The organism is Streptomyces sp. NPDC090445 (genome assembly GCF_044769385.1).
GTDB lineage: Bacteria > Actinomycetota > Actinomycetes > Streptomycetales > Streptomycetaceae > Streptomyces.
Genome location: NZ_JBIVXV010000001.1, coordinates 495,875 through 508,966, shown reverse-complemented (window position 1 = coordinate 508,966; position 13,092 = coordinate 495,875). Strand labels below are relative to the sequence as shown.

Here is a 13,092-nt window from a genome sequence, read left to right as displayed (position 1 = left end):
AGTCCGACCACCCATGCTATGCGCAGACCGTCACGGATCAGTCACCGAGTGCAACAGTTTCACCTCCGGCTGCCAGGGCTGTAGCAGATGCGGCGGCGGCTGCGGACGAAGGCGACCCAGTCGCCGGCGGGCTCCCCCTCCTCGTCGACGGGTACCAGGATGTCGAGATAGGACGGGGTGTCGAGCCGGATCCGGTCGCGGTTGCGGGCCTCTTCGACGGCCTCGGCGATGTCCGCCGGACCGCACCGGCAGTACCGCAGGTACGCCTGCTGCCCGAGCAGGGTCTCGATCCGGCCCGGCACACTGCGGTCCCCGTCGCCGCTCCCGCTCCCGTCCCCGTCGCCGTCTCCCTCCCCGCCTCCTTCCCCTTCCTCCGGTTCGTCGTCGGCGCGGACCGGCAGGTATCCGGCGGGCGGGAGTTCGACGATGCCCAACTGCTCCAGCGAGTACGGGCCTTCGGCCGCCGCCGCGGGCGCCGCGGCCGCGGCGGGGCCGCCGTGCGCGCCGAGGCCCGCCACGATCCGGGCCACCTCCCGGCCCAGCTGGTCCTTGGTGTGGGTCCGCAGGAACTGCTGGTCGCCGAGCAGGGCAAGCTGCTCCAGCAGCGGCCCCAGCCCGGGCCCGGCGGCCGCGGGCCCCTCCCCCGGCGCGTCCCGCGTCTCCCCCTGCGGCCCCTGCGGCCCCTGCGCCGACGGCGCCTCCCGGGCCGTCCGGCCCGTCAGCACCTGCGCCAACTGGCTCTGGAACTGTAGGATCTGGGCGGTGTAGACGTCCCAGGGACGCAGGCCGAGCCGCGACTGCCAGTACCGGTACGGCGGGGCCGCGCCCCGGTCGCGGCGGGCGGTCCACACGTCGGCCTCGAAGCCGGCGGCCGCGCCGGGGACGCGCAGCAGTACCGCGAGGCGGACGGCGGCCGGCCGGCTCGGGGCGGCGGCCGGCGGCCCCCAGGCGCGCGGCAGGGTGGCGGCGGCGGTGCCGTACGGCCAGGCGGAGTGCGCCGTGCGCTCGGCTCCGAAGACGCGTGAGGCGAGGAAGTTGCGGCGGGCGGCGGGGAGTTGACTGTCGAGGCCGCGCTCGCTGTCCTCCACGAGCCGGATCCGCACCCCTTCGGCGGTGTACGGGTGCCGGGTCGTGCCCGTCCCGGAGCACGGGTCGTCGCAGTAGCTGCCCTGGACGGGGGCCTCCCCGTGGTCCCGGGTGGCGGGGGCGACCTCGACCCACCAGAACCCGTCGAGCCCGGGGGTGAGGCCGGTGAGCGGGATCGTCACCAGCCTCTCGGAGCGCAGCGGCCGCCCCTCGGCGTTGACGGCGAGGCCGGCGCCGACGCGCAGCGTGCCGTCCTGGACGGTGACCTCGTAGCCCTCGACGGTGCCGGGGCCGGCGCAGGCGCCGACGGCGAGGGCGAGTTCCCGGGCGTAGTCCTGGATGAGGTTGAGGTGTTCGGCGCGCAGGAACAGGCCGTCGAAGGCGTTGAGCCGGTCGATCCCGCCGTCGGCGGTTCCTTCGGTGATCGTCATTCCTCGGTCCTTTCGGGGGCCGTCCCGCGCGGCAGGTGGACGGTGACGACGGCGTCGTGGCCCTCGTCGAGGGTGCCCGGCGGCCCGCCGTCCGGCCCGGCGAAGGGCGCGCGGGGGGCGTCGCCGTACAGCGGTGTGGGGCCGGTGCCGCGGATGCGGATGCGTACGGTCTCGTACGCGGGCCGCTGGTCGAGGTCGACCCGGACCCGGCGGCCGTCGGCGGAGATCCCGATCCCGGCGACCTCGTCGGTCGCCCAGCCGCGGCCGGTGTCGGAGAGCGAGGTGATCTCGACGCCTCCCGGTTCCGCGCAGCCGGGGGCGAGGGGGGCGGTGACGTCGAAGGTGAGCACGGTGTGCTCGCGGCTCCAGGCGAGGGAGTCGCGGATCAGGCGGGGGCCTCCGGCGTCCGCTTCGGGAAGGGCACCGACGAGTCCGGGGGCGAGGCCGCAGGCCAGTTCCTGGAGGGTGGTGGTGGGCAGGACGGCGGTGCGCACGGAGGGGTCGATGCGCACGTCGTCGACGCGTACGCAGCCGTCGTACTCGGTGAGTTCGACGGTGAGGCGGGCGAGGACGACCGCCGCGTGCTCCTCGGTCACGGGCGCCCGGGGCGGGCAGGCGTCGCCCTCCTCGCACCGCGGCGCCTGCTCGGTGGCGTCGGCGGCGGCGAGTCGGCGGAACGCTGCGAGCAGGGCCGGGGCCCGCAGGTGGGCGGGGACCCGGGCGACCTCGGCGGCCTCGCGGAGCGCCTCGCGGCCGGCGGCGTCGCCCTCGCCGGCCTCGTCGAGGCCGAGGAGGACCCGTACGCGGTGGTACGGCCGCCAGGGCTCGGGCGGACGGGAGCGGACGGTGACCGCCGCCGTCTCGACGGTCCGGGAGAAGTCGTCGTGGCGGCGCGTCACGTCGCAGGGGTCGGCCAGGGCCGGCACCGGGCGGTCGGGGCAGGACGCGAACTCGGCGACGATCCAGGCCTCGGCGGTGCGGCGGCAGGGCGGGCAGGGCTCCTCGCCCACGGCGGGATGGGCGGCGGGCCGGTCGGCGGGACGGGCGCCGGGGCGGTCCGCGGGCCCGGCGGTGGGATGGGCGGCGGGCTCGGCGGGGCGGGCGGCGGGTTCCGCGGGCGGGTCGGCGGGGTGCTGCTCGGCCCAGTCCCGCGCCCACTGCGTCAGGGAGAGGCACCACCGCGCGTCCAGGCTGAGTTCGCGGCCCAGCCCGTCCACGGCGAGTCCGGGCAGTACGGCCAGTTCGTCGCCGTCCCGGGCGACGCCCAGGCCCCAGATGACGCCCGGGCCGTGCAGCCAGGCGTTGTGGAGCATGAGCTTGCCGCGCGGATTGCCCATGAGGACGCGGAAGTCGTCCTCGCCGAGGAGCATGCCGAAGGCCACGCGCAGGGCGAGGAAGGGGTTGGCGGGCAGTTCCTCCCCGCCGCAGGGGCCGGGGCCGCAGGGGCCGCTTCCGGGCGAGGGTCCGGTGGGCAGGTCCGGGGCGGACGTGCCGCCGCCGGTGCAGCCGCAGCCGCACGGGGTGCCGCCGGTGCCGAGGGCCGTCATGGGTTCTCCTTCCGGGTGGGCGTTTCGTTCGCCGTGTCTGCCGCGGCGGCCAGGGCTTGCGCGGCCCGGCGGTCCGCGCCGGCGCCGCCGGGGGTGACCGGGTCCCCGGGGAAGGGCCGGCCCGCCTTGCCGTACTCGCGCCGCATCGCGTCGGCGAGGTGGGCCTGCCGGACCTGTCCGGCCTCGTCGGCCGCCCGGAACGCCGCCCCGATCGCGGCGTTGCGGATCCAGCCGCCGGGTACCGGGTAGCACTGTGCGAGGGCGGCCAGGTCGACGTCGGCGTGCCGCAGCGCCGCGGGCAGGTGCAGGTCCCACATCCGGTGCCGGCCCGCCTCGTCGGGCAGCGGGAACTCCACGACGAAGTCCATGCGGCGGATGAAGGCCGCGTCGATGTTCTGCCGCAGGTTGGTCGTCAGGACGGCCAGGCCGTCGAACCGGTCCAGCCGCTGGAGCAGGTACGCGGTCTCCATGTTCGCGAAGCGGTCGTTCGCCTCGGAGATCTCGGTGCGGGTCCCGAACAGGGCGTCGGCCTCGTCCAGCAGGAACACCGCCTGGGTGCGCTCGGCCGCCTCGAAGCAGGCGGCGAGGTTCTTCTCCGTCTCGCCGATGTACTTGGACACCAGCTCGGAGCCGTCGACCACCAGCAGGTCCCGGCCTGCCTCGGTGGCCAGCACCTCGGCGGCGAGGGACTTGCCGGTGCCGGGCGGCCCCGTCAGCAGCAGCCGTACGCCGCGCGCGGCCCGGGCGGCCTCCCGCAGCCGCCAGTCGTCGAGGACGAGCGCCTGGTGGCGCAGCCGGGCGACGGCGTCCCGCAGCTGGCCGTCGGCCTCCGCGGAGAGGACGAGCCGCGACCAAAAAGCGCTCGGGCCGACCAGGTCGACGCCCGGGGGCAGCAGGGCCCCGGCCCGGGCCCGGATGGCACCGGACACGTCCGGGCGGCCGTCGTGGCCGGTGCCGGTGCCGGTGTCGGTACCGGGGCCGGCGAGGGCGGCGCGGCTGCGCACGTCGAGGGCGACCTGCGCGGTGAGCGCCGGGTCCAGGGGGTGCCGGGCCGCCAGTTCCGGGGCGTCGGCGGGCGCTTCGGGCAGTGCGGCCTGCCAGGCCCGGCGCCGGTCCGCCACCCCGACGGGGCCGACGGGCACGGTGAGCACGGGCCGCTGCGGCCCGGGGCGTACGGCGCCGGGTGCGGCGCACACCAGCAGCGGGCCCGGGATGCGGTCGGCGGCGGGGGTGACCGGGCCCGCCCCGGCCGCCGGCGCGGCGACCACCAGCAGCGGTACCGCGCCCCGTACGGCGGCGTGCGCCCCCAGCAGGCCCATGGCCGCCGGGTCCTCGGGCCGGGCGCGGGCGGCGAACACGCCGAGTCCGGCGGCGTCGGCGAGGGCGGCGCAGCGGCTGAGGGCGACGGTTTCGTCGCGGGCGCTGACGAGCAGGGTGCGGGGCTCGCGGGAGCGGAGCGCGGCGACCGCCCGGACGCTCTCGGGCAGGGCGAGCCAACCGTCGAGCCCGGGGACGGCCGGGCCGGCGTCGGCCGGCTCCAGCGCGGCGGGCCGGGCCGGGTGGCCGTGCAGGGCCTCCCACAGCTGGTCGGCGAGGGTCAGCGAGCGCTCGTGGAGGGGGCCGTCGCCGGTCAGCGCGAGCAGCCCGGCCCGTACGGCGGGGCCCTCGTGGAGCAGCCGGCGCAACCCGACCCGGTCCGGGGCGGTGGTGCGGGCGCCCGCCGTGCCACGGCTGGCGGCGCAGTCGATGAGCAGCCCGGCGAGGCCGACGCTGGGGTGCGGGGCGCCGGCCGGGTGCATGGTGCGGAACGTCCGGGCGAGGCCCTCGTGTTCCTCGGGGAGCCCCGCGAACAGCAGGAGCTCGGTCTCGAGCACGCCGAGCCCGTAGCAGTGCACGAGCCGGTCGAGCGGGGTCCGCCCGGAGCCGGAACCGGGACCGGGGGCGCGGCGTTCGGCGGCCGCGGCCCAGTCCCGCAGGAAGGCGGCGGGCTCGGCGCCGGCCTCCTCGCTGCAGGTGGTCTCCAGCAGCTCGGCGACCCGGACGGCGACGGCGGCGGCCCGGAGCGACAGATCACGGCTGATGCGGTCAGACATAGCGGTACCTCACGACGGCCCCGAGCCAGCCGATCCAGCCCGGATCGAGGTCCAGCCCTGCCCGCCGGACCTGCGGATCGGCATCCCCGGCGGCCAGCACCACCTCGATCCACCCCGCCTCGGCCGCCACCCGCCCGCGCCGCCGGGCCAGCGCCGCCACGGCCCGCCGCGCGTCCGCATCCGCCGGTGCCGGCACGTCGGACGGCGGCGCCGCTGCGGCCGGGGCCGTGGTCGGCGGGGCCGCATCGGTGAGGCCGGATTCGGAGCCGGACGCCGGATCCACGGAGCCGCACCGCTCGTCCAAGGCCGGCGGGCGGGCCGGCACGCCGGAAGGCGCACCGCTGCCGAGCGGCGGGGCAGGGGTGGCGGCGGCCGAAGTGGGCGGTGTGCACACGCTCTGCGGCGCAACCGGACCCGCGCTGAGCGGGGCCGGCAGAACCCCCGAACCCGGCGGCACCGGCGGAGCCAGGACAGCGGGAACCCCCGCACCCGGCGGCACCGACCGGACCGCGCCGACGGGGACGCCCGATTCCGGCGGTGCCGGGGCGGCGGGCACGGACGCTGCAACGGGGGCGGCCGACGCGGCCGCTGCGGCGACGCGGGCGGCGGGGACACCCGCGACCGGCGGCACCGGTGGGGTCGACACGGCAGGCACCGACGCGGCAACGGGGATGGCCGCTGCGGCGAGGCGGGGGGCGGGGACGCCCGCGACCGGCGGCACCGGTGGGGCCGGCACAGCGGGCATCGACGCGGCAACGGGGGTGGCCAGGGCGGACGCTGCAACGGGGGTGGTCGGCGTGACCGCTGCAACCGAGGGGGCTGGCGCGACCGTTGTGGCCAGGCGGGTGGCGGTGGCCAGGGCCCAGGCGGTGGCGAGTGCGTCGATCCGGGCCTGCTCGTCCGGGGTGGGCGGATCGGCGCCCAGGACGCGGGCGGCCCTGGTGCGGTCGAGGCCGGCGAGGGCCAGGGCGGCCGGGTCGCCCGCGGGAACGGCGGGTACGAGGGCGCGCACGGCGGCGTGCAGCACCCAGGGCAGCGGCCGTGCGGCGAGGGCGGGATCGTCCAGGACCCGGTCCGGCAGGCCGGCCTCGGCCGCCGTGGCGAGCAGGAACGGCAGCCCGGCCCAGTCGGTGGGCAGGCCGCCCTCGGCCGCCGGCTCCGCGGCGGGTTCCGGGCCGGGTTGACGGTTCGCCTCCGCCGCCGGGAGGCGGTCCGGCAGCCCGGGGGTGCGTACGGGTGCCCGCTCGCCGGGGGCGTCCGGCGCCGGGGTGCGGCAGCCGGGCACGAGCGCGTCGGACGCCCCGGGCGGGTCCTCTCCGGCCTCCTCGACACGGCGGCCTCGGGGCGGTGCCTCGCGTTCCGCCGGCGCGGCGGACGCGGGACGGGCGGAAGCCTCCCGCCCCGGCTCCGCTGTGGACGGCCGTGGTCCGGCGGGGAGCCGGGTCGGCATGCCGTCGGGCGCTCCCAACGCCTCGGCGAGCAGGCGGTGCAGGCCGGGGCGGGTCCCGGGCCGGTGCAGCGCGGCGGGGTCGGTCTCGGCGAGGACGAGCACGGCCCAGGCGGCCGCGGTCGGTTCGGCCGGGCGCAGCCGGGCGGCCCGCACGAGGGCGGCGAACCGGGATCCGGCCAGCAGGGTCCGGGCCAGCGCGCGGGTGGCGGGGTCGGGGTCCGTACCGCCGGGCGGGTACGGGGCGTTGGCGGTGGCGAGTGCGGCCAGCCGCTGCCAGCCGCGGCGCCCCAGGGCCCGGTCCAGGGCCGCCGCCCCGCAGCGTTCGGCGGCGCGGAGCACGGTCGCGGCGGCCTGCCGCGGGTGGCGTTCCAGCACCGCGAGCACGGCCTCGCCGGGTGCCGCCGCAGGTGCGGGGTCCTCGGGGCGTACGAGTCCGGTCTGGCGCCAGGCCCAGAGCCGTTCGAGGCGGCCGGCGGCGAGGCCGGTGACGGCGTCGGCGAGCAGGTCGGCATCGTTGCGGTAGTGGACGGCGGCGCCGCGGTCCTCCCGTACGGTCCGCGCGATCGCGGCGGCGACGGCCCGGGACCAGTCGCGGGCCAGCGCCGGGTCGGGGCGGTCCAGGTCGAGGGAGACGGTCAGGTCGAGCCGGGCCAGGCACCACCGGCCGGGCGGCAGCGCGAGGGCGCGCAGGGCCGCCTCCAGGTGGCCGTCCACGGCGTGCCGCAGCGGCCCGCGCAGCCGGTCCGGCCCGGGCGGCGCCGCTGCGGGGTCGTACCGCAGGGTGGCGGACAGCCGCCCGACGACCAGCTCCGGCCCCGCCGCACTCCCCGGCTGCCCCGCGCTCACCGCACCCACCCCGCCCCGAGCTCCGCTCCGGCGCAGACGACTCCCCCACGCCCGCGACCCACCGCACCCGCCCGGCCCGCGCCGCCGGCCGCCCCCGCACCACCGGGAACACCCGCGCACCACAGACCGCCCACCCAGCCCGCGCAGCCGACCGCCCCCGAACCGCCGGGAACGTCCGCGCACCACAGACCGCCCGGCCTCGCCGGCGTGCCCGGGATACCCGGCGCACCCGGGACAACCGGGGTCCCCGGGATGCCCGAGGTGCCCGGGGTGCCCGGGGTGCCCGGTGCGGAGTGCGCTGCCACGGGGCTCGCCGTGCCCGTTCCGGGCACCTCGTGCTGCCCGCCGCGCTCGTCCTCGCCGCATTCGCCCGAGCGGCACGTCCCACCCGGCGCGTCCGGCAGCCGTACCCCCACCGGGCCGGTCGGATGCGCCCGCCCCTCGCGAAACCCCGGACCGGGCCGGCGTACCAGGGCAGTCCGGTAGGCACGGGACGCAGAACCCGCCCGTGCGAGCTGCGTCGCGCGCCGGCGGGGCCGGGTCGGCGGCACGGGCGTGTGTGGCGGGGGCGGTGGTGGCGTTGCGGGCGGCCTCGGCGGCGCGCAGGAGGGGTTCGGGGTCATCCGACGCGCACCGCCCCGGAGATGGTGGTTTCGCCGACGCGGGAGCCCTGGGCGGGGACGCCGACGACGGCGTTCGCACCGAGCGCGATGTGGCCGGCGACCGCCGGGGCCCAGGCGGCACCGGGGCCGACGACCGAGGTGAGGCCGAGGTGGAGGGTGCGGCCGATGCGCATGCCGGTGCCGAGGGGGCAGATGTCGACGCGGGTGTGGGCCGGCTTGTGGGCTTCCACGATGCCGCGTACGACGTCCAGTTGGACGGCGGTCAGGGCCGCGGGGATGAGGACGCTGAAGCGGTGCGCGGTGGCGGTGTAGCCGTCCTCGCCGGGCCGGGTGCCGCCGACCGTGAACCGGCCGAGCGCCCCGGAGGTGGCGGCCGCGCCGCCGACGGCGGGGGCGGGCGGCCCGCCGGGGGCGGTGCCGAGGACGGCGCCGGCGAGTCCGCGGAGCCGCCACTGCTCCACCACGCTGACGGGGACGGGCAGGTAGAGCCGCAGGATGCGTTCCAGGCAGGCGGCGGTGCCGCGGATGCGGAAGAGGTCGTACGCCCGGGCGATGAGCTCGCGGCGGGCGGCCACGGGCCAGCGCCGGTCCAGGGCCAGGCCGAGCAGTCCGGCGAGCCAGCCGAGGGCCTCCTGCGGGGTGGTCCGGGGGTCGAGGAGCAGGGTGCGCAGGGCGGCGCGGGAGTCCATCTCGTGCAGCATTCCCTCGGCGGGGGCGAGGAAGCGGTGCAGGAAGGCGGCGTCAGCCTCGTCCCGGCTCCAGGCCCTCGGCAGGGTCGCCGCCAGCCGGTGCCCGGGCCGTTCGACGCGCAGGGCGCGGACGCGGGGGGTGAGGCGGAGGGTGCCGGTGAGCCGGAGCACGATCCACAGGTAGCGGCCGGGCGGGGCCTGGACGGGGGCCTCGTACGTCTCGTAGGCGTCGTCGGGGTCGATCTGCGCCCAGGGCAGTTCGCGTCCGGTGGGCCGCCGGAACAGGGGGGCCGGGGCGGGGAGCCGGGCGGCGTGTGCGGCGCGGGAGGGCAGGGGCGGGGTGAGGTCGGGGCGGTGGACGGCGCGCGGTCCGCGGACGGGCGGCTGCCAGGGCAGGGGGTCGGGGACGGTGTCCTCGTCGTCGGTGAGGAAGCCGACCCGGACGTCGGTGCCGGGCGGGATGCAGGCGTCCAGGAAGAGGCGGCCCCAGCGGGTGCGGTACTCGCCGGCGTCGAGGCGGTAGCAGATCACGGTGCCGGCGGGGGTGTACCGGGCGGCGGCTCCGGCGGTACGGGCGATCCCGGCGACGGTGGTGTACGCGATGCGGCCGTCGGGGTCGACGGTGATGGCTCCGCCGTCGTGGTCGGGGGCGCGCAGCGGTTCGAGCTCGGCCCAGGCGGTGGTGCCGTCGGGGCGGAAGCGGCGGAAGGGCCGGCCGGGGGTGCGGGCGACGACGAGGGTGCCGTCGGGGGTGAGGTCGAGGTCGGTGGCGCCGTCGACGGTGAGGGGGCGGGTGCCGTCGGCGCGGGCGATGACGGCGCGGCCGCCGCCGGCCGGGCCCGCGGGGCCGGTCCACAGGACGTGGAGGTGTCCGGCGTGGTCGGCGATCCGGGTGGGGCGCAGGCCGTCGGCGCCGGGCGGGCGGTGCAGGGCGGGGCCGCGCAGGGGGCCGCGGCGGCCTTGGAGGAGGACGATTCCGGCGGGCCGGGTGACGAGGACGGCGACGGCCCCGCAGTGGGCGGTGACGTCGAGGGGGCGGCGGTGCGGGTGGGCGGCGGTGCGGACGGGGACGCGGCGCAGCAGCCGTTCGCCCCACAGGTCGACGACGTGGACGGCGGCGCCGCCGGATTCGGCGATGTGGAGCCGCTGGCCGGCGTCGACGGCGAGGCCGCGGGGGACGCAGAGGGTGCCGGGCCGGTGGGGGGCGGGGCCGGGCGCGGGGGCGGTGGCGCCGCGCGGGATGACGTCGACGCGGCCGTCGCGGGGGTGGGAGCGGTAGGCCCGGCCCCACCGGTCGAACGCGAGCCCGGCGGGGCCGTACCCGGGTCCGGCCGGACCGTAGCCGGGGCCGGGGCCGGCCCCGAAGCCGGATGCGGGACCGTCCGCCGCGACCACGGTCCCGACCCCGGGATCGGCCCCGGGATCGGCCCCGGGATCGCCCCCGGCCCCGGTCCGGGGCCCGGCGGCGGCCTCGGGTTCCGGTTCCCAGGCGAGTTGGATGCCGCCGCCGTCGAGGAGGGCGGTGGACTCGTGGCGGCAGCGGACCCACTGGTCCGGGTCGGCGATCAGGGCGGTGGTGCGGTCGCCGTGCATCAGCACACCTCCGGGGGGAGCGGTACGACGACGGGGTCTCCGGCCGGCGGGGGCGGGGTGCCGTAGCCGGCGCCGACGGGCAGCGGGCTGCCGGTGACGACGGTGATCTCGGCGAGCCGCGGCACCTCCCACGGGTTCAGCGGGACGAGCGGCAGCGGTGTCCAGCCGGTCGGGCCGCGCCGGGCCAGGGCGAGTTCGCCTTCGAGGTACTCCAGCCCCTCCACCTGGACGGCGACGGCCTCCAGCTCGGCGCGCCGCACGGCCCGGCCGAGCGGCCAGCCCGCGCCGTCGGGCCCGTACGGTGGCAGCGGGGCGAGGTACTGGCGCAGGATCAGCTCGGTCCAGCGGCGGACGGCGTCGGGCTGGTAGCCCTCCCGGGTCCGGATGCCGACGGAGACGGCGATGTCCACGTAGGTGGGCGGGATGACGTACAGCTCGGCGGTGACGAGGCGCCTGGGATTGAGGTACGCGGCAACCTGCCGCAGCAGCGCGAGGTCGGGCAGCGGGGCGCCGGGGTCGCGGAGGTCCTCGGTGGGGAAGACGAGGACGCTGACGACGCCCGCGGCGGGCCGGCCGGGGGTGTCGGGGTGGAGCAGGGGCAGGGCCTCGGCGCGCCGTACGCCGGGGACTTCGAGGGCGAGGGCGCGGTGGTCGTCGGCGGTGACGGCGCGGTCGCGGCGGTGCACTTCGGCGGGCAGGGCTTCGAGGGCGTCGGCGAGGGAGGCGGGGTCGGCGCCGCCGGTGGCGGGGAGCGGGTTGCCGGCCTGGACGCCGGAGACCCCGGTGAGGGCGGTGATGGCGCCGGCCGGGACGTTGCCGGCGGAGCCGCCGCCGTACCGGTAGCCGAGGACGCGGATGCGTTCGCCGATCCGGGGCAGCCGGCCGCGGGTGCCGAAGCGGACGAGTCCGGCGTCGGGGTCGAGGGTGTAGTGCCGGTCGAGGGGGCCGTCGGCGGCGAAGTCCTCGACCTCGGTCCAGGGCTGCCAGCCGTCGGGTTCCTCGACTTCCAGGCGGACGGTGCCGGGGAGGACGGGGCGCTGGGTGAGCCGGTGGACCTGTCCGGCCTCGGCGGTGCCGGTGCCGAGGAGTTCGGGGGCGGCGGTGCGGGCCTGGACGGCGCCGACGGCGTTGACGCCGACCCAGCGGATGCGGTGGATGGCGTCGTTCTCCCCGGCGGGGCGGCGGACGCGCAGCCAGCCGAGGACGCGGGCGGCGGTCGGGGCGTCGTCGAGCACCGGGGGGCTGTCGAGGCCGCCGGTCCCGGCCTGGCCCTGGGGGTGGGCGGGGAGGGCGGCGGGCAGGGCGACGCTGACGACGCCGGCGGTGGTGAGGCCGCGGGTGGTGTCGCCGAGTACGGCGAGGGGGGTGAAGGGGGTGCGGGCGGCGGGCCCGTTCCACAGTTCCCAGAGGAAGCCGGGCGGGGCGTTCAGCAGGTCGCCGGCGCGCAGCCGGGTGGGGTCGGCGGGATCCCGGGCCACGAGGTCGTAGGGGCGGCGGAGTTCCTCGTCGGGGACGACGCCGAGGAAGACGGTCTGGCCGCGCAGCCGGGCGGGGTCGGTGGTGGGGCGGGCGAGGAGGGCGATCCACAGGCTCTGGTCGAGGGTGGTGCTGACGTCGAGGGGCGGCCGGTCGGGGTCGAGCGGGTCGGCGGGGACCTCGGTGGTGGTGTAGAAGGCGACGGGCGCGCCGGCGGCGACGCGGTCCCGGTCGGCCTGGGGGAGGGCCTGGACGGCGTTGTCCCGGCGGCGGCTCTCCCCGCTGCCGGGCGGGGCGGGGGCGACGGGGGTCTTGCCGGCGGCGAGGGTGTCCAGGGGCCAGGCGACGGTCTCGTTGTCGGTTTCGAAGGGGACGGCGCCGGCCCGGGCCTCGGTGCCGCGCAGCACCTGGATCCCTTCGGGGCGCTCGGTGCGCAGGGTGAGGAGGGTGCGGGCGGTGAGCGCGGGGCGGGGGCGTACGCCGAGCAGCCGGAGGAAGGCGACCTTGGTGGCGTCGGGGATCTGGTTGAAGCGGAAGAGCAGTGACTCACCGAGGTGGGCGAAGAGTTCGAGGAGGGCGATGCCGGGGTCGCCGGCGTTGTGGTCGGTCCACTCGGGGGCGTAGACGGGGATCCGTTTGACCAGCTCGTCGCGGAGCTGTTCGAAGGTGCGGTCGTCGAGGATGGGGCCGATCAGCGGCATTCCGTCGTCACCCGGCCTCTATCGCAGGTAGAAGGGGTAGACGAGGTTGTCCGGGCGCAGGTCGAGGAGCCGTACGTAGGCGATGTCGATCCACACCAGGGTCGGTTCCTCCCCCGGGGTCACGGAGACCTCGGTGACCTGGATGCGGGGCTCCCAGGCGGTGAGGGCCTCGCCGATCTCGGCGGCGATCGCGGCGCGGGTGGCGGGGGTGTTGGGGGCCATGAGGTGGCGGCGCAGTCCGCAGCCGAAGGTGGGGCGCATGACGCGTTCGCCGGGCTCGGTGTCGAGGATGGTCTCCACGGACTGGCGGATCGCGGCGCTGCCCGCGACCCAGCCGAGCCGGCCGCCACCGCTGCCGGGACCACCGCTGCCGGAACCGCCGCCGGGGCCGTCCGGGCCGCCCGGGCCGCCGTCGCCGCCCTGCGGCCGCAGCGGGAACCGGATCCCGGTTCCGGACCAGGCCTCGCCCGCGGGCCCGGCCGCGGGGAGCGGGCCGCCGCCGGGGGCGTATGTCAGGGCGTCAGATGCTGCCATGGCTCCATGCTGCGCGGCGGGCG

The 13,092-nt window shown here is 78.6% G+C and carries 7 protein-coding genes; all 7 read right to left on the bottom strand.

Going from position 1 to position 13,092, the window contains the following annotated elements; translation table 11 throughout:
• Nucleotides 1–59: 59 nt before the first annotated feature.
• The 7 genes from ACIQUT_RS02300 to ACIQUT_RS02270 all read right to left on the bottom strand — a co-directional run bounded on the left by ACIQUT_RS02300 (nucleotide 60) and on the right by ACIQUT_RS02270 (nucleotide 13,069).
• The gene (locus ACIQUT_RS02300; protein ID WP_403558304.1) at nucleotides 60–1,517 is read right to left on the bottom strand and encodes a hypothetical protein; all 1,458 of its coding nucleotides are present in this window, start codon (nucleotides 1,515–1,517) and stop codon (nucleotides 60–62) included.
• Nucleotides 1,514–3,064, bottom strand: coding sequence for a hypothetical protein (locus ACIQUT_RS02295; RefSeq protein WP_403558302.1), 1,551 nt, complete (start codon nucleotides 3,062–3,064; stop codon nucleotides 1,514–1,516). The genes ACIQUT_RS02300 and ACIQUT_RS02295 overlap by 4 nt, the downstream gene beginning before the upstream one ends.
• The gene (locus tag ACIQUT_RS02290) at nucleotides 3,061–5,157 is read right to left on the bottom strand and encodes an ATP-binding protein (protein WP_403558301.1); all 2,097 of its coding nucleotides are present in this window, start codon (nucleotides 5,155–5,157) and stop codon (nucleotides 3,061–3,063) included. The genes ACIQUT_RS02295 and ACIQUT_RS02290 overlap by 4 nt, the downstream gene beginning before the upstream one ends.
• Nucleotides 5,150–7,453: a hypothetical protein gene (locus ACIQUT_RS02285; RefSeq protein WP_403558300.1), complete on the bottom strand. Its 2,304-nt coding sequence runs from the start codon at nucleotides 7,451–7,453 to the stop codon at nucleotides 5,150–5,152. The genes ACIQUT_RS02290 and ACIQUT_RS02285 overlap by 8 nt, the downstream gene beginning before the upstream one ends.
• Before the next feature lie 619 nt (nucleotides 7,454–8,072).
• Nucleotides 8,073–10,358, bottom strand: a complete 2,286-nt coding sequence (locus ACIQUT_RS02280) for a phage tail protein (RefSeq protein WP_403558298.1) — start codon at nucleotides 10,356–10,358, stop codon at nucleotides 8,073–8,075.
• A complete protein-coding gene (locus ACIQUT_RS02275) occupies nucleotides 10,358–12,535 on the bottom strand; it encodes a putative baseplate assembly protein (protein ID WP_403558296.1) in 2,178 nt (725 codons plus the stop codon). The genes ACIQUT_RS02280 and ACIQUT_RS02275 overlap by 1 nt, the downstream gene beginning before the upstream one ends.
• Nucleotides 12,536–12,553: 18 nt before the next feature.
• The gene (locus tag ACIQUT_RS02270) at nucleotides 12,554–13,069 is read right to left on the bottom strand and encodes a GPW/gp25 family protein (RefSeq protein ID WP_403558294.1); all 516 of its coding nucleotides are present in this window, start codon (nucleotides 13,067–13,069) and stop codon (nucleotides 12,554–12,556) included.
• Between the last annotated feature and the right edge of the window lie 23 nt (nucleotides 13,070–13,092).

Bases quoted from the DNA above. Each gene is read 5' to 3' on its own strand.
- ACIQUT_RS02270 (WP_403558294.1), bottom strand. From the start codon at position 13,069: ATGGCAGCATCTGACGCCCTGACATACGCCCCCGGCGGCGGCCCGCTC.
- ACIQUT_RS02295 (WP_403558302.1), bottom strand. From the start codon at position 3,064: ATGACGGCCCTCGGCACCGGCGGCACCCCGTGCGGCTGCGGCTGCACC.
- ACIQUT_RS02275 (WP_403558296.1), bottom strand. From the start codon at position 12,535: ATGCCGCTGATCGGCCCCATCCTCGACGACCGCACCTTCGAACAGCTC.
- ACIQUT_RS02300 (WP_403558304.1), bottom strand. From the start codon at position 1,517: ATGACGATCACCGAAGGAACCGCCGACGGCGGGATCGACCGGCTCAAC.
- ACIQUT_RS02280 (WP_403558298.1), bottom strand. From the start codon at position 10,358: ATGCACGGCGACCGCACCACCGCCCTGATCGCCGACCCGGACCAGTGG.
- ACIQUT_RS02290 (WP_403558301.1), bottom strand. From the start codon at position 5,157: ATGTCTGACCGCATCAGCCGTGATCTGTCGCTCCGGGCCGCCGCCGTC.